Source organism: Umezawaea sp. (assembly GCF_057122925.1).
Window position 1 is genome coordinate 33397 of record NZ_DBNGPQ010000122.1, and the last position, 20701, is coordinate 54097.

The window sequence follows — 20701 nt, forward strand, 5'->3', positions numbered from 1 at the left end:
GGCGAGAGGTACGAACGATGGCCGGCAACAACTTCGACGGGCTGCTCGACATCCAGGCGTCCAGGCGCCGCTTCCTGATCGGCGCGGGCGCGCTGGGCGCCACCGGACTGCTCGCCGCCTGCGGTGACGGCGGTGCCGCGTCCGGCGGCAGCGGCGGCGACAACCCGATCACCATCGGGTACGTCGCCTCGCTGACCGGCGCCACGGCCGCCTACGGCACCCAGACCCTCAACGCGCTCCAGCTGGCCGCGAAGGACCTCAACGGGCTCGGCGGGATCCTCGGCCGCCAGGTCGTCATCAAGGCCGTCGACAACCAGTCCAAGCCGGACGCCGTGCCCGCGCTGATGAAGCAGCTCGTGCAGGACGGCTGCCGGATCATGCTCGGCGCGTCCGCGAGCCCGCCCACCGTCGTGGCCGCGACGACGGCCGACCAGATCAAGGTGCCGCTGCTGGTGCCGATGGAGGCCGCCGCGTCGATCATCGGCGACGGCCGCAAGTACGCGTTCAAGCTCGAACCCACCATGCTCGCCGAGAAGGGCTGGGCCGCCGCGTCGGTGCGCGCCGTCGTGGCGGGCGCGAAGGCCGCGGGCAGTCCCGTCAGAACCGCGCTGATCGTCCACGCGAGCCTCGGCGCCTTCCCGGAGGCCAAGACCGCCTGGGAGCGCACCCTGAAGGAGGAGTTCCCCGACGTCCGCCTCCTGGACACGATCTCCTACGACGAGGCGTCCACGAGCGACTACGCGCCGCTGGTGAGCAAGGTGCAGGCGGCCAACCCGGACGTGCTGATCTTCGGCGGCAACCCGCAGGGCGCGTTCCAGTTCTACCCCGCCCTCAAGGCGTCCGGGTTCGTCCCGCGCGCGACGGTCGGCGTGCTCGGCGGCAACACCAACACCAAGTTCGTCGAGTCCGCGGGCGACATCGCCGAGAACGACCTGGCGGGCAGCTACTGGACGGAGAAGCTGAAGGGCAAGGAGGGCTCCAAGTTCTCGCCGCAGAAGTTCTACGACGACTACGTGGCGGCCTACGACGGCCAGAAGCCCGACGGCATCGGCGCCTGCTACTACTCGGCGCTCGCCGTCGCGGCCGAGGCCATCACGATCGCGGGCACGGCCGACGACTCCGAGAAGATCGCCCAGGCGCTGCGCGAGGTGGACTTCGACGGGCTGGGCGGTGACAAGAACGGCATGTACATCATCGGCCACGGCGTGAAGTTCGACGAGAAGGGCCTGAACACCAAGGCCGAGGGCATCGTCACGCAGTTGCAGGGCGGCGAGTTCATCCCCGTGTACCCGGAGAACGTCGCCACCGCCAAGATGGTCTACCCGCGCCCCGGAAGCAAGTGAGCGCCATGACCACGTTGGAGATCGAGGGCCTCACCGTCAGGCGGGGCCGCTCCGAGGTGCTGCACCAGGTCGACCTGGTGGTCCGCGAGGGGGAGTGCGTCTGCCTCGTCGGGTCCAACGGCGCGGGCAAGACGTCCCTCATCGAGGGCGTGCTGGGACTGCTGCCCACCAGGGCGAAGACCCTGTCGTTCCTGGGGACGTCGCTGCTCGGCGTCCGCCCGTGGGACCGCGTCCGCCGCGGCCTGGTCGTGGTCCCGCAGAACCGGGACCTGTTCGCGGGCATGACCGTCGAGGAGAACCTGCGGCTCGGAGCCGTCGCGGCGGGTGACCGCACGGCGGCCGACGCCGGGCTGGCCGAGATCTACGAGCTGTTCCCGCGCCTGGCCGAGCGCTCCGAACAGCTCGCCGGAACGCTCAGCGGAGGGGAGCGGAGCATGTTGGCCATCGGCCGGGGACTGATGTCGCGACCGAGGATGCTGGTGTTCGACGAACCCTCGCTGGGGCTCGCGCCCCTGGTGGTCACCTCGATCATGCGCACCATCGCGCGGATCAACGAACGCGGGACGACGGTGCTGCTGGTCGAGCAGAACGTGCACCAGGCGTTCGCCCTCGCCTCCAGGGCCTACGTCCTGGAGAACGGGGTCATCGCGGGCGAGGGCCCGACCGACGAGCTGGCCGACTCCGAGCTGATGCGGCGCGGTTACCTCGGCAGCGCCGCGACCGGAGGGGTGGTGGCCACGTGAGCACGGTGCTCCAACTCGCGTCCACCGGACTGCTGCAAGGCCTGATCTACTCGTTGATCGGCATCGGCCTGTACCTGGTGTTCACGGTCATGCGGGTGGTGAACTTCGCCCACGGCTACTTCGTGCTCATCGGGATGTACGGCGTGCTCTCCCTGGAGCCGAAGGGGTTCTTCCCGTTCCTCGGGGCGGTCGTCGCCGCGGCGCTCGGCGGCGCGCTCGTCGGGTACCTGGTGCAGCGGCTCCTGCTGGAGTCCGGGCTGGCCAAGGGCGGGCACAGCCAGCTGGTGATCACCCTGAGCCTGGGGATCGCCATCCAGTACCTGTTCCAGGTCCTGCACCCCGAACCGTTCGAGACGATCCCCAACCCCTACCCGTTCGAGGCCTTCACCTCCTCCGGCGTGACGATCAGCGCGCCGAGGATGGCCGCGGGCGTGCTGAGCCTCGTGCTCGTGCTCGCCGTGTCGTTCCTGGTCTACCGCACCAGGATCGGCACGATCATCCGCGGCTGCTCGGAGAGCCTCAACGGCGCGATCCACGTGGGCATCAACGTCCGCCGCGTCTACCGGCTCACCTTCGCGCTCGGCTGCGGGCTCGCGGCCGTCGCGGGCGGCCTGCTGCTGCCGATCCAGCCGGTGTCGCCCGCCCTGGGCCTCGAACTGACCATCAAGGCGTTCATCGTCGTGGTCATCGGCGGCGCGGGCTCGCTGTGGGGGACGGTCGCGGCGGGCGTCCTGCTCGGCCTCGCCGAGGCGCTCGGGAGCCTCTACGCGCCGGGGACCTTCGCGACGGCGCTCGTCTACGCGCTGTTCTTCCTGGTGATCCTGATCAGGCCGCAGGGCCTCGTGGTGCGGGCGACTTCGCGGATCAAGCCGCCGAAGTCCTTGACGAAGGTGGGTGTGGGATGACGCTGGGGAATCCGCTGCGGTACCTCGACACTCCACTGAGGAGGGTCAACGCCGTCGTCGTCACGCTCGCGCTGGCCTTCGCGCTGGTCTACCCGTTCCTGGTGCCGCCGCCCATGGTGGGCGTGGGGTTCGTCGCGCTGCTCTACGCGCTGCGCAACTTCACCTGGAACATCGCGGGCGGCTACGTCGGCCAGCTCTCCCTGTCGCACATCGTCGCGTTCGGCACGGGCGCGTTCTCCGTCGCCGTCCTGACCTGGCGCCACGAGGTCAACGCGTGGATCGCGCTGGTGGTCGGCGTCGTCATCTCGGCCGTCGTCGGCTTCCTCATCAGCCTGCTGATGAGCCGCTTCGGGGTGAACGCGTTCTTCCTGGCGCTGGGCACGCTCGCGCTGAGCCTGGCCGCCGCGGGCGTCGCCGCGTCGTGGAGCTTCCTGGGTGACACCAACGGGATCTCCTACTCGGGCAGCGAGGAGGGTTTCGCGCACCTGATGTGGTACATCGACCCGAGCGGCTTCTACTACACGACGCTGGGCTTCCTCGTCGTGATCACGATCGGGACCGCCGCGCTGATGAGGTTCACCCACTTCGGCCGGTCGCTGCCGTTCATCCGGGAGGACCCGGTGATCGCCGCGAGCATGGGCGTCAGGGTCGTCCGCAACCAGGCGCTGGCGATGGCGCTGAGCATGGGGCTCACCTCGATCGCCGGGACGCTCATCGCGCAGTACGTGCAGATCGTCAGCTACGAGTCCGTGCTCACCGTCGAGATCGGCGTGGCCATGATGGTCGGCTCGATCATCGGGGGAGCGGGCACGCTGGCCGGTCCGATCGTCGCGGGCATCGGCATCGCGGTGCTGGAGGAGTTCCTCCGCTCGTTCGCCGTCTCCTCGGCCAACGTCAGCAGCTACACGCAGATCGCCTACGCCGTGGTGGTGATCCTGCTGCTGCGCTTCGGAACGGGCGGGATCATGCCGCTCTGGGAAGCCGGGGTGCGGCGCGTGTTCGGCACCGGGCGGAAACCGGTCGCGCCCGTCGCGGCCGAACCGGTCGGCGAACTGGTCGACGGGAGGGTGGGCTGATGCTGACCGTCGCGAACGTCGCCAAGAGCTTCGGCGGCCTCCACGTGCTGCACGACGTGACCTTCACCGCCGCGTCCGCGTCCATCACCGCCCTGATCGGCCCGAACGGCGCGGGCAAGTCGACGCTGGTCAACATCATCGGCGGCGTGCTGCGACCGGACGGGGGCGCGGTCCACCTCGACGGTGAGGACGTGACCGGCGTGCCGTCGGCGACGGCCTTCGCCAAGGGCATCACCCGCACCTTCCAGATCTCGGGCAACGTCGGCGCGCTCAACGTGTTCGAATCGGTCGCGGTCGCGGCCTACCGGCAGGCCCGCGGCTACCGGCGGGCCAACGCGCTGGCCCGCGCCGAGCTGGAGCGGTTCGAGCTGTGGGAGTACCGCGACCAGCAGCTCGGCAGCATCCCGACGGCGCTCACGCGGCTGGTCGACTTCGCGCGGGCCATGGTGTCGCGGCCCAAGGTCCTGCTCCTGGACGAGGTCATGGCGGGCCTCACCCCGCACGAGGTCGACCTGGTGATCAGGCAGGTCGGCACGTGCCGGGAGCAGGGGGTGGCGATCGTTATGATCGAGCACGTCATGCAGGCCGTCGAGGCACTGGCTGACCACGTGGTCGTGCTGAACCAGGGCCAGGTGATCGCGAGTGGCTCACTCGGGGACGTGAGCCGCAACGCGGAGGTCGTCGAGGCGTACCTCGGTACCCCTGCCTCGGAGCGCGACGACGTTCGCGTCCCCGCCGAGGATCCGGCGAAGGGGCAGCAGTGAGTTCAGCCACGGGTGGTTCGTCCACGGAGGACCCGGTCGAACGGGGCGACGCCGCGGCGCCGCCGCCCGCGTCCGAGGAGGACTGGAGCGCGGGCATCCTCGTCCCGAGGACCGAGCGCGGGTTCCGCACCCAGGAACGGCTCCTGGAGGCGGCGAAGGAGATCTTCGTGCGCGACGGCTTCCTGGACGCGAAGATCACCGACATCACGGCGCTGGCGCGGATGTCCAGCGGCTCGTTCTACACCTACTTCGACTCGAAGGAAGCCATCTTCACCGCGGTCATCCGCAAGGTGAACGAGGGGCTGTACGTCGCGGCGTCCGTGCCCACCGGATCGTCGCGGGACCCGTTGGAGCGCTTCGAACTCGTGACGCGCGCCTACGTCAGGGCCTACCAGGAGAACGCGGGCCTGCTGGCCATCCTGGAGCAGGTCGCGACGATCAGCCCCCGGTTCCGCGAGATGCGCCGCAACATCCGGCAGATCTTCCGGAACCGGTCGGAGAAGGGCATCCGCCGCCTCCAGAACGAGGGCAGGGTCGACCCGACCCTGTCACCGCGCTGCGTGGCCGAGGCGATCACCTCGATGGTGAGCAACTTCTGCTACGTGTGGCTGGTCCTCGGCGAGGACTACGAGGAGGAAGAGGTCATCCAGACCTTGACCACCCTGTGGGCGTCCGGGATCGGCCTGAAGCCCGCCGCGGGGTCCTGACCACGGGCACCGCACGCACCCACGACCGTCGCGGAAAGGAACACCATGACCGTCCCCGATGAGGCACGGGGCCAGGAGCGGCGGGAGATCGCCGCGGCCTGGCTGTCCGCCCTCGGCTCCGCGCTGGAGGGCAGCGACCACGCCGCGGCGGCGTCGCTGTTCGCCCCGGAGTGCTACTGGCGCGACCTGCTTGCCCTGACGTGGGACATCCGCACGTTCCGGGGACCGGACGAGGTCGAGGCGGCGTGGCGCGCGGCGCTGAGCCCCAGCGGCTTCACCGATCCCGTGCTGGAGGCCGGGGACCCGGTCGAGGGCGTGCTCGGCGAGCTGACCGGCACGATCGAGGCGTTCTTCGGCTTCCGCACCGCGCTCGGCCGCGGGCGGGGGTTCGTCCGGCTGGTGGAGACCGAGCCGGGGACCTACCGCGCCTTCACCTTCCTCACCACGCTCCAGGAGCTGGACGGGTACCCGGAGAAGACCGGTCCCCGCCGCCCGAGGGAGAACCGGCGCTCCGCCGACCAGGGCCGGGAGAACTGGCTCGACCGCCGGACGGCGACCGCCGAGTTCCGGACCGCCGACCCCGAGGTCGTGGTGATCGGCGCCGGGCAGGCCGGGTTCACCCTGGCCGCGCGGCTCGGGCAGCTCGACGTGCCCACGCTGGTCGTGGACCGGATGGAGCGGATCGGCGACAACTGGCGCCACCGCTACCACTCGCTGACGCTGCACAACGAGATCTGCGTCAACCACATGCCGTACCTGCCCTTCCCGGACACGTGGCCGGTCTACATCCCGAAGGACATGCTCGCGGACTGGTTCGAGTCCTACGCGAAGGCCCTGGAGCTGAACGTGTGGACGTCCACCGAGTTCCTCGACGGCCGCTTCGACGAGACCGACCGGCGGTGGACGGTCCGGCTGCGCCGCGCCGACGGCACCGTCCGGACCCTGCGGCCGAGCCACGTCGTCATGGCCACCGGGGTCAGCGGCATCCCCAACGCGACCTCGTTCGAGGGGGTGGACCGCTTCCGGGGCCGGGTGATCCACTCCAGCGGGCACACCGAGGACCTCGACGTGGACGGCCGCACGGCGCTGGTCGTCGGGGCGGGCAACAGCGCCCACGACATCGCGCAGGACCTCTGCCTGCGGGGCGCGGACGTGACGATGCTCCAGCGCTCCTCCACGACGGTCGTGAGCCTGGAGCCGAGCGCGGCGCGGGTGTTCGCGCTGTACAGCCAGGCCGACGGGGTGCGGCCACTGGAGGACACCGACCTGCGCAGCGCCTCCGTGCCGAACGTGCTGCTGCGCGAGCTCCACGGGCCGCTGAGCCGGGTGATGGCCGAGGACGACCGCGAACTCCTCGACGGCCTGCGCGCCGCGGGCTTCGCGCTGGACAACGGCGAGGACGACACCGGCTTCTACCTCAAGCTCATCCGGTACTTCGGCGGCTACTACATCAACGTCGGGGCGTCGGACCTGATCATCGAGGGCCGGATCAAGCTCAAGCAGGGCAAGGGGGTCGACCACTTCACCGAGGACGAGGTGGTGCTCGCCGACGGCTCCTCGGTGAAGGCCGACCTCGTCGTGCTCGCCACCGGCTACCAGCCGATGCAGGAGGGCGTGCGGGCCCTGTTCGGCGACGAGGTCGCCGACCGGGTCGGACCCGTCTGGGGTCCGGGGCCGGACTGGGAGCTGCGCGGCATGTGGTCGCGGACCGGCCAGGACAACTTCTACGTCGTGGGCGGGAGCTTCGCGATGTGCCGCATCTACTCGCGGTTCGTGGCACTGCAGATCAAGGCGGACGTCGAGGGCATCGCGCCGCCGAGGTGGACACCGGACACGACGGGGAGAGCGCTATGACCAGGGTGTGCGTCGTCAGCGGATCGGCACGGGGGCTCGGAGCGGCCATCGCCGAACGGCTGGCCGAGGAGGGGTGCGCCGTCGTCGGGCTCGACGTCGGCTACCCGGTCGACCGGGACCTCTCGACGCTCCCGGCCGCCGCCGCGCCCGGCGTGCACCCGGTGCACGGCGACGTGAGCGACCGCGCGACGGTCCTCGCCCTGGTCGACGTGGTGGCGCAGCGGTTCGGCGGCGTGCACGTGGTCGTCAACAACGCCGCGTGGATCCACTACGCGCTGCTGCCCGACGTCGAGGAGGAGGCGCTCGACCGGATGATCGCGATCGGCATCAAGGGCATGGTCTGGCTCAGCCAGGGCGCGGCCAAGGCCATGGGCGACGGCGGCGGCTCGATCATCAACATCACCTCCATCACGGCCACGACCGGGTTCCCGAAGGCCACGATGTACGGCGCGCTCAAGGGCGCGGGGGCCAGCATGACCCGGCAGCTGGCCGTCGAGCTGGCGCCGAACGGCATCCGCGTCAACGCCGTCGCGCCCGGTTTCATCCCCACCCCCGGCTCGCTCACGGTGGTGGACCAGGCGGGCGTGGACCGCCGCGCGAGCCGCACCCCGCTGCGCCTCGCGACACCGCGGGACATCGCCGACGCCGTCGCCTTCCTGGCCTCGGACCGGGCGGGCGCGATCACCGGGCAGACGCTGGTGGTGGACGGCGGGCTGACCGTCTCGCTCTGACGCGGTGACGCGCCGCAGTTGTGCGGTGGTGGGCTAGGCCGTTCCGGTAGCCGCTGGGCCTGAAGGGGTGAACCGGTGCGGAAGCGGCGGCGTGGTGCGGGGTGGCGTCCGCAGACTGTTCGGACCTTCGACCGGACGCGCGGTCTACCGGCACGCCAGGAGTCAGATGTCCGAGGGCAGTCGTCCGCTACCAGGGGTGCGAGGGATCTCCTACAGCCTGGTGGACCAGGTCGTGCCGCGCTCGGGCGACGGCGGTCGCAGGCTGCCGGTCGTGGCGGCGCTGGGGCCGAGGGGCAGCGGCAAGACTGCGCTGCTGAACGAGATCGGCCGCCGGTGCGTGAACCGCGTCCCGTGGGCGTCGCTCGACTTCGAGGAGGTGGGCGACGCCCGGCCGAGCAAGATCCTGACCGAGCTGGCGTTCGACCTGAGCCGCGAGGTGGCGCAGTTCGGCAGGCTCGCCTTCCCCCGCCTGTGGCTGTGCGCGCTGGTGCTGGCGGGCAACGTGAACACCGGCAACCGCCCCAAGGCGCTCGCGGAGCTGAACGAGCTGATGCGGGCCGACCGGCCGCTGGAGGTCCACCGCGAGCAGGTGCTCGACCTGGCGCGGCTGGCGGGCGAGACCGGTGGCCTGCCCGGCTGGGCGCCGACGGCGACCGGCACGCTGCTCAACGGCCTCAACTGGGTGTCGCGGCGGCGCGCGCTGCGGCTCGTCCGCAGCCTGTCGTCCGACTTCGACGGCGACGCGCGGGACCTGCTGGTGGACCTCAACAAGAAGGACCGGGGGTCGAGCGCGGACCGGGCCGCGGTCGACGGCCTCGTGTTCGAGGCGTTCCTCGCCGACCTCGACCAGGCGTTCGCCGGTCCGCTGCGGCGGATGCGGCGCACCGCGAACTGCGTGCTGCTGCTGGACAACGCCCACACCCGCGAGGGCAGGGCCTTCCTCACCGGACTGCTCGCCGCGCGCGAGCGGTTCGGGGTCACCGACGACCACGCCGCGGTGTTCACGACCAGCCGCACCTGGAACGTCGGGTGGAACGGCGCGTGGCGACGGCCGGGCACCGACGCCGTGGCGGGCCGGGAGACGCGCCTGCCCCGCACGCCCGCCGAGGTGGAGCTGGACAGCGGCACCCGGACCGACTGGGACACCTGGTACCTGGTGTCGCTGGGTCGGCTCGGCGCGGCGGACACCGAGGAGGTCGTCGGCGGGCGCGGTGCCGTGCTGCCCGAGGGGTTCGCCCACCGCCTCACCCACGGCCGTCCCGGCGCGCTGCACGACCTGGCCGACGCGCTGGCACAGCAGGACGTCCCGCCGACCGGCCACGCGCTGCGGGGCGTGCTGTCCGTCCCCGCCGACGAGGAGAGCGGCAAGTCGTTGGCGGAACTGGCGTTGCACAGGGCGGGGCAGGACCTGTCCGACCGGCAGCTGCGCGACCTGGTCTCGGCGAGCGCGGGCCGGGGGATCGAGTTCATCACCGACCCGGTGGTGCTGCGCTCGGACCTGCCGGACGGGGGAGGGTCGCTCTACACGTTCCTGGCCAACAACTTCCTGCTGGACGTGGAGCACGACGAGGAGGACGGCGCGCGGCCGGTGCTCGACCCGTGGCTGCGCACGCTGCTGCTGCACGCCCTCGCCGCCCGCGCCGACGACGACCCGCTCGGCTGGGACGCCGTGAACCGCCGGTGCCGCGACCACCACGAGGCGCAGGGCGACCCCGCCGCCGCCCGCTACCACGACCTGGCCGCGGGTGACGTCGGCGCCGTGGTCGCCCACCTGGCGACGCCGTTCACCGACCCCGCGCGGGTGCTCGACCAGGACACCGCCCTGCGCTGGCTGCGGGACCTGGACCTGATCACGTCCGCGCCCAACCGCCTCGCTCGGGACGTCGACCCGCTCAGCCAGGTCGAGGACCTCGTCCGGGACGTCCCGGCGGCGGACGCGCTCACCCTCGTGCTGTCCCGGCTGGTGATCGCCCTGTGGCTGACGAGCGACCCGCTCGGCGACCCCGAGGGCGTGCTGCGCGGTCGGGTCGAGCACGGCTACGGCCACCTGGCGCAGCACCGCGGCCGGGGATCGATTCTCCTGTACGACCGGGCGGAGAGGTACCGCGCATGAGTTCGTCCATCCCCGTTCCCCCGTCCCGGCTGCGCCGACCCCTGTGGATCGCGACCGCCGTCGTGGTGGTCGTGCTGCTCGCCGTCGGGTTCGTGGTCGTGCGCGACCGCCTGGGCCGCTGCGACGGGATGGACGACGTCCGCGTGAACGCCGCGGGCGAGTGCGTCGGCATCAGCGCCGGTGGCAGCGACTTCGACCAGGAGGCGCTGTCGGCCGTGGTCGAGCGCGTGCGGCAGGCGAACGCGGAGGTCGAGAAGGGCGAGTACGTCAGCGTCGCCGTGTTCCTGCCGATGACGCCGAGCAGGACGTCGATCATCACCCCGGAGTGGGTCGTCGACCAGGTGGAGGGCGCGCGCCTCGCCCAGGTCCGGCACAACAGGTCCGGGGTGACCCCGAAGGTCCGCCTGCTGCTCGCGAACCCCGGCGGCGACATGGCGCACTGGCGGGAGGTCGTGGACGAGATCGACGCCCGGCGCCGCACGGAGGACCACCTCGTCGCGGTCACGGGCATCGGGCTGAGCCTGGAGAACGCCCGCCAGGCCATCGGCAGGCTCACCGACGCCAAGATCCCGGTGATCGCGTCCACCATCACCGCCGACGACATCCGCTTCGACGGCCTCCTGCTGCCCGCGCCGACCAACTCCCGCCAGGCCGCCGCCGCGGCCAAGCAGGCCAAGAACTTCCCCGACACCTCCGCGCTGATGGTCGTGGACACCAACAGGGAGGACCTCTACCCCCGGACGCTCGCCGACGCGTTCACCAAGCAGTACGAGGACGGTCAGCACGTCGTCGTCGAGCAGGAGCAGCAGTACGACTCGCTGCTCGGCAGCGTGGACAACGCCTTCGGCCAGATGATGCCCAACATCTGCGCCACCGGCACCGGTCTCGTCTACTTCGCGGGCCGCGGCCGGGACCTCGTCCTGCTCGTCGCGAAGCTGAAGGACCGGGCGTGCGCGGACAAGCCGATCCGCATCTTCACCGGCGACGACGTGACGGCGGCCCAGTTGACGGCGATGGACCTGAGGAGCAACTCCATGAGGAACGTGGAGATCTACTACACCGAGGTGGCCTCGTCCCACGCCTGGGTCGTCGACCGGGACAACCCGCTGGAGGAGACCAGGAAGTTCCGCAGCGCCGCCGTGGAGGGCTTCCTCGGCCGACCGCTGGTGTTCGACGACATCCCCTCGTTCGACGCGGGCCGGATCATGGGCTACGACGCCGTGCTCACGGCCACCTCCGCCATCAAGGGGGCGGCGGGCAAGGACGGCGGGCTCGTCGACTCGGCGCAGGTGATGCAGACGGTCAAGCTGCTCAACCTGGAGAACGCCGTCTACGGGGCCAGCGGCGAACTCTCCTACGGCAACGACGGCCGGGCGCGGCACAAGGTGGTGCCGCTGATGAGGGTGACCGCCGAGGGCAGGTCGCAGTACGTCGCGCTGGACTCGGAACCGACGCCCTGACTGCCCCTCAGCCCTCCGCGAGGAGGGGGCCGAGGCGGCGGACGGCGTCGCCGACGTCCGCAGCCGACGGCGCGGCCACGTAGCTGAGGCGGACGTGGGGCGCGCTGTTGTCGGTGGGGTAGTAGTTGTCGCCGGGGGTGAGGGCGACGCCGTTCGTCAGCGCGGCGGCGCTGAACTGCCTGCCGTCCAGGTGGTCGGGCAGCGACACCCACAGGTGGTAGCCGCCGCGCGGGACCACGGCGAGGGCGTGCGCGCCGAACGTGGCGGACACCGCGTCCACGGCGGTCCGCCGCCGGTGGGCCAGCGCCGAGCCGAGCGCGGCCAGCCCGCGCTTCCAGCCCGGCGCCGTCACGACCTCCAGCGCCGTGAGCTGGAGCGGCGCGGGCACGAACATCGTGTCGACGACGAGGGCGGCCCGCAGCCTCGCCACGACCGGCCCCCGCGCGGCCAGCGCGCCGACGCGGAGGTTCGGCGAGGTGGCCTTCGTCAGCGACCGGATGTGCACGACGGTGCCGTCCGGGTCGTCGGCGATCAGCGGCGGCGGGGTCGGACCGGAGTCCGCGTGCGCCATGTGCCGGGCGAAGTCGTCCTCGACGACGAACGCGCCGTGCCCGCGGGCGATGGCGCGGATCTCCCGCCCGCGCTCGATCGGCGCGCTCGTCCCGGTCGGGTTCTGGAACAGCGGCTGCACGACGACGACCCGCGCCCCGGTGCGGGTGAGCGCCTCGTCGAGGTAGTCGGCGCGGATCCCGTCGCCGTCGAGCGGCACCGGGACCATCCGCAGCCCCGCGGCGTGGGCGGCGGCCATCGTCCCCGGGTACGTCGGCGACTCGACGACGACGGGGTCGCCCGGCTGGCCGAGGGCCCGCAGCGCGGTCGCCAGGGCGCTCTGCCCGGCGCCGCAGACCAGGACGTCGTGCCTGCCGAGACCGCCGCCGATGTCGGCGGCGAACCAGTCGCGCAGTTCGGGCACGCCGCCGACCGGCGGCCGGTCCCACGCCCCCGTGCGCCGGGCGGCGCGGGAGAGCGCGGTGGCGAGGGCCGTGAGCGGTTGCAGCTCCGGGTGCAGGTAGCCCCCGTTGAGGTCGACGACGTCCGGCCCCGCCGTCGCGAGCGTGCTCAGGAGCGCGGGCGCCTTGAAGCCGCGCGGGGTGCCCGAGGGCGAGCCGATGTGGTTGGTCAGTTCGAGCGCGGCCTCCTGCCACGCCGTGTCCCCGGCGCGCGCCTCCGGTCGGGCCGCGGTGCGGTACGTGCCCGCGCCGGGGCGGGAGTCGATCAGGCCCCGGCGGGTGAGGATGGCCAGCGCCCGGGAGACGGTGGTGGCGCTCACGCCGAAGCGGCGCACGAGTTCGCGGTGGGTCGTGATGCGCGTCCCCGCGGGCAGGTCGTGGATCTCCCCCGTGAGGGCGTCGGCCAGATCCTGCGAACTGCTACTGTCGAACATGACGAACGATAGTAGCGCTATCGTCTCCACCCGAGTATCACCACTGTCGAACGGCACCTTCCTCGCGGCGCTCGGCGTCCTGGCCTTCTCGTTCACGTTCCCGGCGACCACCTGGGCGTTCGAGGGCTTCGGACCCTGGAGCGCCGCCGGCGTCCGCGGCGTGGTGGCGGCGCTCATCGCCCTCGTCGCGCTCCTCGCGAGCCGCGCGCCGCTCCCGGCCCGCGCGGACGTGCCCGCGCTCGTCGTGGTCGCCGCCGGGTGCGCGATCGGGTTCCCGCTGCTGTCGACGCTCGCCCTGCGCACCTCGTCCACGGCGCACTCCGCGGTCGTCATCGGGGCGCTGCCGATGGCCACGGCGGTCGTCTCCGCGCTGCTCACCGGACGTCGGCAGGCGACGGCGTTCTGGGCGGCGGCGGGCACCGGGGCCGTCACGATCATCGCGTTCACCCTCGCGCAGAACCACGGGCGGCCGACGGTCGCGGACCTCTACCTCTTCGGCGCGCTGGTGGTCTGCGCGTTCGGCTACGCCGAGGGCGGGCGGCTCTCGGCGCACCTGCCGGGCTGGCGCGTCATCGCGTGGGGCGTGGTGATCGCCGCCCCGGTGAACCTCGTCGTGGCCGGGTGGGCGCTGGCGCAGGAGCCGGTGCACCTCACGACGAAGGCCGTCGTCGGCCTGGCGTACACCGCGGCCGTGTCGCAGCTCGGCGGGTTCGTCGTCTGGTACCGGGGGATGGGCCTGATCGGGGTGGCGAGGGCGAGCCAGCTCCAGCTCGCGCAGCCGCTGCTGACGCTCGTGTGGGCCGTGCTCCTGCTGGGCGAGGAACTCGGCCCCGCCGTGCCGCTCACCGCCGCCGTCGTGCTCGCGTGCATCGTCGTGACGCAGCGGTCGCGGCCGTCGTGAACCCCGGTGTGTCGTCGTTCACCCGGCGGCCGGTTTTCCGGCGTCCGAACAGTCGGACGTCCTACGGTACGGGTCCACGGCCGTGATCATCGCGGTGGACCGACGGGAGCAGCCTGGTGGAGCACGACGTCCTCCTGGGGCACGACGGCGGCATCGGCCGCGTCGTCCTCAACCGCCCCAGGGCGATCAACGCCCTCACCCACGACATGGTGACGCGGATCGAGGCGGCGCTGACGGCCTGGGAGGCCGACGACTCGGTCCGCGCGGTGGTCGTCTCCGGCGCCGGTGAGCGGGGCCTGTGCGCGGGCGGCGACATCCGCGGCATCCACGCCGACGCCGTCGCGGGCGGCACGGCCTCGCTGGACTTCTGGCGCGACGAGTACGCGCTCAACGCCCACGTCGCCCGGTACCGCAAGCCCTACGTCGCGATCATGGACGGCATCGTGATGGGCGGCGGCGTCGGGATCTCCGCGCACGGCGGCGTCCGCGTGGTCACCGAGCGCACCAGGCTCGCCATGCCCGAGGTCGGCATCGGCCTCGTCCCGGACGTCGGCGGCACCCACCTGCTCTCCCGCGCGCCGGGCGAACTGGGCACGCACCTCGCCCTGACCGCCGCGGTCATCGGCGCGGGCGACGCCATCGCGTGCGGCTTCGCCGACCACTTCGTGCCCGCCGAGCACCTGGCGGACTTCGTCGACGCCCTCGCCGGGGGCGTCGACGCCGCCGTGCGCGACCACGCCCGCGCCGCACCGCCCGCCGACCTCGCGGGGGAGCGGGGGTGGATCGACCGGTGCTACGCCGCCGACACGGTGGAGGAGGTGCTGCACCGCCTGCGCGACCTCGGTTCGCCCGAGGCCAAGGAGGCCGTCGAGCGGATCCTGGGCGGGTCGCCGACCGCGCTGAAGGTCACCCTGCGGTCCCTGCGCCGCGCCCGCGACCTGCCGTCGGTCGAGGCCGTCCTCGCGCAGGAGTACCGGGTGTCGACCGCCTGCTTCCGCTCGCCCGACCTGGTCGAGGGCATCAGGGCGCGGGTCGTCGACAAGGACCGCGCGCCGCGCTGGAACCCGGCGACGCCGGAGGAGGTCTCCGACGCCGCCGTCGAGGGCTTCTTCGCCCCGCTCGGCGACCGGGAACTCGTGCTCCGACGCCGCTGACGCCCGGCTCAGGCCTGGAGCACGGCCTCGATCTCCAGCGAGATGGCGATCTTGTCGCCGATGACCACACCGCCGCCGTCGAGCGGCATGTGGATGTCGATGCCGAAGTCGTTGCGGGAGATCTCCGCGGTCGCGGAGAAGCCCGCGCGGGTGCCGCCGTACGGGTCGGGGCCGAAGCCGTTGAGCTCGACGGTGAGGGGCACGCTCCTCACGACGCCGTGCAGGTCGAGTTCACCGTCGACGACGTAGTCGTCGCCGTCGACCCGCAGACCGGTGGAGCGGTAGGTCATGGTCGGGTACTTCTCGACCTCGAAGAAGTCCGCCGAGCGGATGTGGTTGTCGCGGTCCTCGTTGTTGGTGTCGATGGACGCCAGGTCGATCGTCGCGGTCACGGAGGAGGCCGCGGGGTCCTCCGCGGTGACGATGGTGCCCTCGAACGTGCGGAAGCCGCCGCGGACCTTGCTGACCATCAGGTGCCGGACGCTGAACGAGACGGCCGAGTGGGTCGCGTCGATGACCCAGGTGCCTGCGACGTAGCCGGGGATCTGGATGGCGGTGGTCATGGGGGTTGTCCTCCGTGATCGGGTCCGGGTTCCGGTTCAACATAGGACCACCGCGGTTGACGCCTCAAGTTGTTCCCGTGGAATTCCCGAAGCACTCGTAACGGCACCGCACGGGGCGGCGACTGCCAGGGCGGGTACGTCGAACGAGGTGACCGGCGGCGGCCCGGTCGCCGTCGTGCCGCGCGCGTCGCGGACCACGACGGCCAGGTCCGCGCCCCACCCCTCGTGCTCTTCCTCGACCTCCGGGCGCACGACGCCGGGTCCGCCGCCCCTCGCCCGCCCCGGAGGTCGGGTCGTCGACGGAACGACGGATGGAGGGTTGTCGTGGAGGACAACAACGCCAGGCAGACCTACCTCGCACTGCGGTTCGCCATGCTCCTGCTGGCGACGCTGCTCGCCGTGTCGATCGCGGCGCAGGTGGTCTTCATCGATTCCTTCTGCACGCTGCGGTCGATCAGCGCGTACTACCACACGTCCGTGCGCGGCGTCTTCGTCGGCGCCCTGTGCGCGATCGGCGTCTGCCTCGTCGTCTACCGGGGCAACACGGACCGCGAGAACGTGGTGCTCGACCACTCGGGCTTCATGGCGTTCGTGGTCGCCTTCGTGCCGACCGAGTTCGACCGCACCTGCACCTCGGCCGGATCCCCGGTGCCCGGCAACCCCGGTCTCGCCGACGCCGTCGCGAACAACGTGGGCGCGCTGCTGGTGGTCGCGCTGCTCGCCGCGCTCGCCGCGTGGCTGCTGCCGCGGGTCCGCCCGAACCGGGACGTCCCGCCCAGCGGGTTCGCCAAGGGGGCGCTGGTCGTGACGCTCACCCTGCTCGCGGCGGGCCTGGTGGTCTTCTTCACCTGGCGCGACCTGTTCCTGCGCTACGGCCACGCCACCGCGGCCATCCTGCTGTTCGCGGGCATCGTCGCGGTGGTCTGGCTCAACGCCCTGGACTTCGCCGCCAAGAGGAGCGTGAGCCCCTGGCGGAACCGCTACGGCGCCACGGCGGTCGCCATGGCGCTGACCGTGGTCGGCTCCGTGGTGCTCTACCAGCTCGGGGTCCCGCACGCGGTCCTGGCCGTCGAGGCGCTGCTGATCATCGAGTTCTCGGTGTTCTGGGGCATGCAGACGGTCGAGCTCGGCACCAGCGAGGTCCGCGCCGCCACCACGACGACGGCGTGAGCACCGGTCTCCGGAGCACACCGCGGGGTGCTCCGGAGACCGCGGTCAGCCGACCTCGGCGATCGACGCCCGCGCGCTCGCGCCGTCGGAGAGGAACGACGCCACCCGCTCCCCCTCCTCGGTCACGGCGGTGCGCTCGGCGCGGGTGAAGGCCCGCAGCGGGGTGACGAGCACGGTGCCCTCCTTCGCGGTCCACGTCGCCGCGACCCGGCCGTCCACGAGCGCGACGCGCTCACCGGCGACCGACAGGCCGCGGTGGGCGTCGTCGATGATCCGGCTCCGGTCGTCGTAGCCGAGGATCGCGTTGTCGAACGCGGGCAGGAACCGCACCGGGGCCGGGGTTCCGGCGTCCGGGCGGGGTGCGTCGGGCAGGTCGAGCAGCTCCCGGCCCCGCTCGTCGCGGAAGCCGACCAGCTCGTCGCGCAGCGCGGCCACCGCGGCGGGCAGACCGGCCAGACCGCTCCAGGCCCGCAGGTCCGCCGTCGCCGCGGGCCCGAACGCGGCCAGGTAGCGCCGCACCAGAGCCTGGCCGACCGGGTCCGAACCGTCCTCCGGCAGGGGATCGACCTCGCGGCCCAGCCACGAGGAGACCGGCACGTTGCGCACCCCGCCCTTGGCGCGCCACAGCCCGCGCGGCGGCAGCTGCACCATCGGGATGAGGGCGGCGACCAGCAGTTCGCCCAGCGGCCGGTGGCCGGGCGCGGGCCAGCGGTCGGCGACCGCCCGCGCCAGGTCGCCCATCGAGCGGGGCTCGCCGTCGGCCATCACCGCCCGGCCCGCCTCCGCGAGCTCGCCGAGGTCGATCCCGGCGAGTTCGCGGCGGTAGGTCCCGAGGACCCGTTGGCGCAGCATGGCGTCGTGCCTCGCCCGCCACGCCAGGACGTCGGCGGACGCGAGGAGGTGGACGGTGCGGCGCATGAGGTGCGTCCGCACCACCCGCCGCCCGGTCAGCAGGTCCGAGAGCGCCGCCGGGTCGAACGCGCGCACCCGCGACCAGAGCCCGACGAACGGTTCCTGCGGCTCCTGCGCCTGGAGGCCGCCGAGGTGCGCGACGGCGTCGAGCACCGGCAGGTCGGCCCGGTCGAGCAGCAGCTGCCGGGCCAGCGCGGCGCGGTTGAGCGCCCGCGCGTCGAGGACGGTTCCGCTCATGCCGCCGCGCGCTCGTCCGCCGCGCGCCTGCGCAGGTCCGTGCGGGTGATGGCGGGCGGGACGTAGGACACGTCGATCGGGCCGACGTCCGTGCCGGGCGGCACGATCGCGTCGATCCGGTCCAGGACGTCGTCGGTGAGGGTCGTCGTCGCGCCCGCCAGGAGGTCCTCCAGCTGATCCGCGGTGCGGGGGCCGATGATGGCCGAGGTGATGCCGGGGTGGGCGACGGCGAAGGCCATCGCCAGGTGGGTCAGCGACAGACCCGCCTCGCGCGCCAGGGGGAGGAGCCGCTCGACCGCGTCGAGCTTGCCCTCGTCGGTCAGGTGCCGGGGCACCCAGCGCATCCGCGGGTTGACGGGCGCGGGCCGCCCCTTGCGGTAGCGGCCGGTGAGCAGACCCGACGCGAGCGGGCTCCACACGAGCACGCCCATGCCGTACCTGCGGCAGGTCGGCAGGATCTCGCTCTCGATCCCGCGGTTGAGCACGGAGTACGTGGGCTGCTCGGTGCGGAAGCGCTGGAGGCCGCGCCGCTCGGCGACCCACTGCGCCTCGACGATCTCGGAGACCGGCAGGTTCGACGAGCCGATGGCGCGCACCTTGCCCGCGCGCACCAGGTCGGTCAGCGCGGACAGCGTCTCCTCGACGTCGGTCAGCGGGTCGGGGTGGTGGACCTGGTAGAGGTCGATGTGGTCGGTCCCCAGGCGCCGCAGCGAGTCCTCGACCGCGGTGGTGATCCACCGGCGGGAGCTGCCGCCGCGGTTGGGGTCCGCGCCCGTCGAGCCGTTGACCTTGGTGGCCAGCACGACGTCGGCGCGCCTGCCCTTCAACGCCCTGCCGACGATCTCCTCCGACTCGCCGCCCGAGTACACGTCGGCGGTGTCGATGACGTTGATCCCGGCGTCGAGCGCCCGGTGGACCATGCGCACGCAGTCGGCGCCGTCGGTGTTCCCCGCCCGGCCGAACATCATGGTGCCCAGGCAGTAGGGGCTGACCCGGATCCCGGTCCGCCCCAGATCGCGCATCTTCACGGTGACATCTTCCCTAACGTCGGTCGAGGTTGCCGACAGGACGTTCGCACGGGTGGAGGACAGGGTGTGTCCGCTTCTCCGGCGTGCGCGCGAACTCGTCGTCCGGGGCCGTGTCGCCGAAGATCGGCCGATGCGGTCCAATCATCCGGACGGGTGAATTCGGAGTCTGGACGGGGATCACGTGGGCGAGAACGGCTTCGACATCGTGCTGGTCGCGGTGCTGGTGCTGATCAACGCGGTGTTCGCGGGCAGCGAGATGGCGCTCATCTCGCTGCGCGAGGGGCAGCTGCGGACCTTGGAGCGCGAGGGCGGCCGGAGCGCCCGCACGCTGGTGCGGCTGGCCCGCGACCCGAACCGGTTCCTGGCGACCATCCAGATCGGCATCACGCTGGCCGGGTTCCTCGCCTCGGCGACCGCGGCGGTGTCGCTGGCCGAGCCGCTCGTGCCGCTGCTGGGTTTCCTGGGGGGCGCGGCGAACGCGGTCGCCGTGGCGCTGGTGACGGTCGTGCTGACCTTCGTGACCCTGGTGTTCGGGGAGCTGGCGCCCAAGCGGCTGGCGATGCAGTACGCCCTGCGGTGGGCGCTGCTGGTCGTGCGCCCGCTGGACCTGCTGTCGACGATCTCCCGTCCGGTGGTGTGGACGCTGAGCGCCGCGACCAACGTGGTCGTGCGGGTGTTCGGCGGCAACCCCGACGCGGGCGGCGAGGAGCTGAGCCCCGAGGAGCTGCGGGAGCTGGTCGCGGGCCAGCGTGGCCTCAACCCCGAGCAGCGCATGATCATCAGCGGGGCGCTGGAGATCCACGAGCGGCGCCTGCGCGAGGTGCTGGTCCCGCGCCGGGCGGTGTTCACGCTGGCCGCCGACCTGACCGTGCCCGAGGCGCGGGAGGCGCTGGTCGCCTCGGGTCACTCGCGCGCGCCCGTGGCGCACGAGGGTCACCTGGACGACGTGGTCGGCGTCGTCCACCTGCGCGACCTGCTCGCCGACGACAGCGTGCTCGTGGAGGTCGCGCGGGAGGCCGTGCTGCTGCCGGACTCGCTGCGGGTCGCCGACGCGCTGCGCCGGTTCAAGGCGGAGCACGAGCAGTTCGCGCTGGTCGTGGACGAGCACGGCGCGGTGGACGGCATCGTGACGCTGGAGGACCTGCTGGAGGAGGTCGTCGGCGAGATCTACGACGAGACCGACCGCGACGTGCTGTCCGTCCGCACCGACGCCGACGGGTCGATGGTGCTGACCGGCACGTTCCCGATCCACGACCTGGAGGACATCGGCGTCGAGCTGCCCGACGCGCCGGACGGCGACTACACCACCATCGCCGGGCTCGTGCTGGTCGTGCTGGGCCGCATCCCGGAGAAGCCGGGGGACCGGATCGAGGTCTCGGACTGGACCGTCGAGGTGCTCGGGGTGGAGCGCCACGCGATCACGTCGGTGCGCCTGCGCCGGGTCGTGGAGGTCGGGGAGCCCGAGGGGTCGGAGGTTCCCTGACCCCGGTCGGCCGTCGCGCCGACGGGTGATCTTCCGGGTAACCGTACAGCGCTACGTGCTAGTGTTGGCTTGTGTCTGCTCCGGCCGGTTCCGCCGTCGTGCACTCGGGGGAT

General features: G+C 72.4%; 18 protein-coding genes. 14 read left to right on the top strand and 4 right to left on the bottom strand.

The window, feature by feature from the left end; all coding sequences use genetic code 11:
* Positions 1 to 17 precede the first annotated feature (17 nt).
* The 10 genes from AC156L_RS27315 to AC156L_RS27360 all read left to right on the top strand — a co-directional run bounded on the left by AC156L_RS27315 (position 18) and on the right by AC156L_RS27360 (position 11696).
* Positions 18 to 1343 (top strand): ABC transporter substrate-binding protein, encoded by a 1326-nt coding sequence (locus AC156L_RS27315; protein ID WP_330875246.1) that lies wholly within the window; start codon positions 18 to 20, stop codon positions 1341 to 1343.
* A 5-nt stretch (positions 1344 to 1348) separates the two neighbouring features.
* The gene (locus AC156L_RS27320) at positions 1349 to 2086 is read left to right on the top strand and encodes an ABC transporter ATP-binding protein (RefSeq protein ID WP_330875247.1); all 738 of its coding nucleotides are present in this window, start codon (positions 1349 to 1351) and stop codon (positions 2084 to 2086) included.
* On the top strand, positions 2083 to 2991 hold the full coding sequence (locus AC156L_RS27325) for a branched-chain amino acid ABC transporter permease (protein WP_330875248.1): 909 nt from the start codon (positions 2083 to 2085) through the stop codon (positions 2989 to 2991). Before AC156L_RS27320 ends, AC156L_RS27325 begins: the two co-directional genes overlap by 4 nt.
* A complete protein-coding gene (locus tag AC156L_RS27330) occupies positions 2988 to 4067 on the top strand; it encodes a branched-chain amino acid ABC transporter permease (protein WP_330875249.1) in 1080 nt (359 codons plus the stop codon). Before AC156L_RS27325 ends, AC156L_RS27330 begins: the two co-directional genes overlap by 4 nt.
* Entirely contained in the window at positions 4067 to 4831 is a 765-nt protein-coding gene (locus tag AC156L_RS27335) for an ABC transporter ATP-binding protein (RefSeq protein WP_330875250.1), read from the top strand. Before AC156L_RS27330 ends, AC156L_RS27335 begins: the two co-directional genes overlap by 1 nt.
* Positions 4828 to 5538 carry a TetR/AcrR family transcriptional regulator gene (locus tag AC156L_RS27340; RefSeq protein ID WP_330875251.1) on the top strand — a complete coding sequence of 237 codons (711 nt, stop codon included), beginning with the start codon at positions 4828 to 4830 and terminating at the stop codon, positions 5536 to 5538. The genes AC156L_RS27335 and AC156L_RS27340 overlap by 4 nt, the downstream gene beginning before the upstream one ends.
* A 45-nt stretch (positions 5539 to 5583) precedes the next feature.
* Entirely contained in the window at positions 5584 to 7392 is a 1809-nt protein-coding gene (locus AC156L_RS27345; RefSeq protein ID WP_330875252.1) for an NAD(P)/FAD-dependent oxidoreductase, read from the top strand.
* The gene (locus tag AC156L_RS27350; protein WP_330875253.1) at positions 7389 to 8123 is read left to right on the top strand and encodes an SDR family NAD(P)-dependent oxidoreductase; all 735 of its coding nucleotides are present in this window, start codon (positions 7389 to 7391) and stop codon (positions 8121 to 8123) included. The genes AC156L_RS27345 and AC156L_RS27350 overlap by 4 nt, the downstream gene beginning before the upstream one ends.
* Before the next feature lie 166 nt (positions 8124 to 8289).
* Positions 8290 to 10236 carry a hypothetical protein gene (locus tag AC156L_RS27355; protein WP_330875254.1) on the top strand — a complete coding sequence of 649 codons (1947 nt, stop codon included), beginning with the start codon at positions 8290 to 8292 and terminating at the stop codon, positions 10234 to 10236.
* A complete protein-coding gene (locus AC156L_RS27360) occupies positions 10233 to 11696 on the top strand; it encodes an ABC transporter substrate-binding protein (RefSeq protein ID WP_330875255.1) in 1464 nt (487 codons plus the stop codon). Before AC156L_RS27355 ends, AC156L_RS27360 begins: the two co-directional genes overlap by 4 nt.
* A gap of 7 nt (positions 11697 to 11703) precedes the next feature.
* Here AC156L_RS27360 and AC156L_RS27365 read toward each other — a convergent pair whose 3' ends face one another.
* Positions 11704 to 13140 carry an aminotransferase-like domain-containing protein gene (locus AC156L_RS27365; protein WP_330875256.1) on the bottom strand — a complete coding sequence of 479 codons (1437 nt, stop codon included), beginning with the start codon at positions 13138 to 13140 and terminating at the stop codon, positions 11704 to 11706.
* Between AC156L_RS27365 and AC156L_RS27370 the strand changes: the two genes are divergently transcribed.
* Together AC156L_RS27370 and AC156L_RS27375 are read left to right on the top strand one after the other, a co-directional pair.
* Positions 13139 to 14041 carry a DMT family transporter gene (locus AC156L_RS27370; RefSeq protein WP_330875257.1) on the top strand — a complete coding sequence of 301 codons (903 nt, stop codon included), beginning with the start codon at positions 13139 to 13141 and terminating at the stop codon, positions 14039 to 14041. The two genes, AC156L_RS27365 and AC156L_RS27370, sit on opposite strands and share 2 nt — an antisense overlap.
* A 113-nt stretch (positions 14042 to 14154) precedes the next feature.
* Positions 14155 to 15195: an enoyl-CoA hydratase/isomerase family protein gene (locus AC156L_RS27375; RefSeq protein WP_330875311.1), complete on the top strand. Its 1041-nt coding sequence runs from the start codon at positions 14155 to 14157 to the stop codon at positions 15193 to 15195.
* Between the two features lie 8 nt (positions 15196 to 15203).
* Here the strand turns inward: AC156L_RS27375 and AC156L_RS27380 are convergent, their stop codons facing one another.
* On the bottom strand, positions 15204 to 15758 hold the full coding sequence (locus AC156L_RS27380) for a YceI family protein (RefSeq protein WP_330875258.1): 555 nt from the start codon (positions 15756 to 15758) through the stop codon (positions 15204 to 15206).
* Between the two features lie 324 nt (positions 15759 to 16082).
* On the opposite strand from AC156L_RS27380, the gene AC156L_RS27385 reads away from it, so the two are divergent.
* Entirely contained in the window at positions 16083 to 16928 is an 846-nt protein-coding gene (locus tag AC156L_RS27385; RefSeq protein ID WP_330875259.1) for a hypothetical protein, read from the top strand.
* Positions 16929 to 16973: 45 nt separating this feature from the next.
* Here AC156L_RS27385 and AC156L_RS27390 read toward each other — a convergent pair whose 3' ends face one another.
* Positions 16974 to 18077, bottom strand: a complete 1104-nt coding sequence (locus AC156L_RS27390; protein ID WP_330875260.1) for a winged helix DNA-binding domain-containing protein — start codon at positions 18075 to 18077, stop codon at positions 16974 to 16976.
* A complete protein-coding gene (locus AC156L_RS27395; protein WP_330875261.1) occupies positions 18074 to 19105 on the bottom strand; it encodes an aldo/keto reductase in 1032 nt (343 codons plus the stop codon). The genes AC156L_RS27390 and AC156L_RS27395 overlap by 4 nt, the downstream gene beginning before the upstream one ends.
* A gap of 181 nt (positions 19106 to 19286) precedes the next feature.
* On the opposite strand from AC156L_RS27395, the gene AC156L_RS27400 reads away from it, so the two are divergent.
* Positions 19287 to 20588 carry a hemolysin family protein gene (locus AC156L_RS27400; protein ID WP_330875262.1) on the top strand — a complete coding sequence of 434 codons (1302 nt, stop codon included), beginning with the start codon at positions 19287 to 19289 and terminating at the stop codon, positions 20586 to 20588.
* The last annotated feature ends 113 nt before the right edge of the window (positions 20589 to 20701 follow it).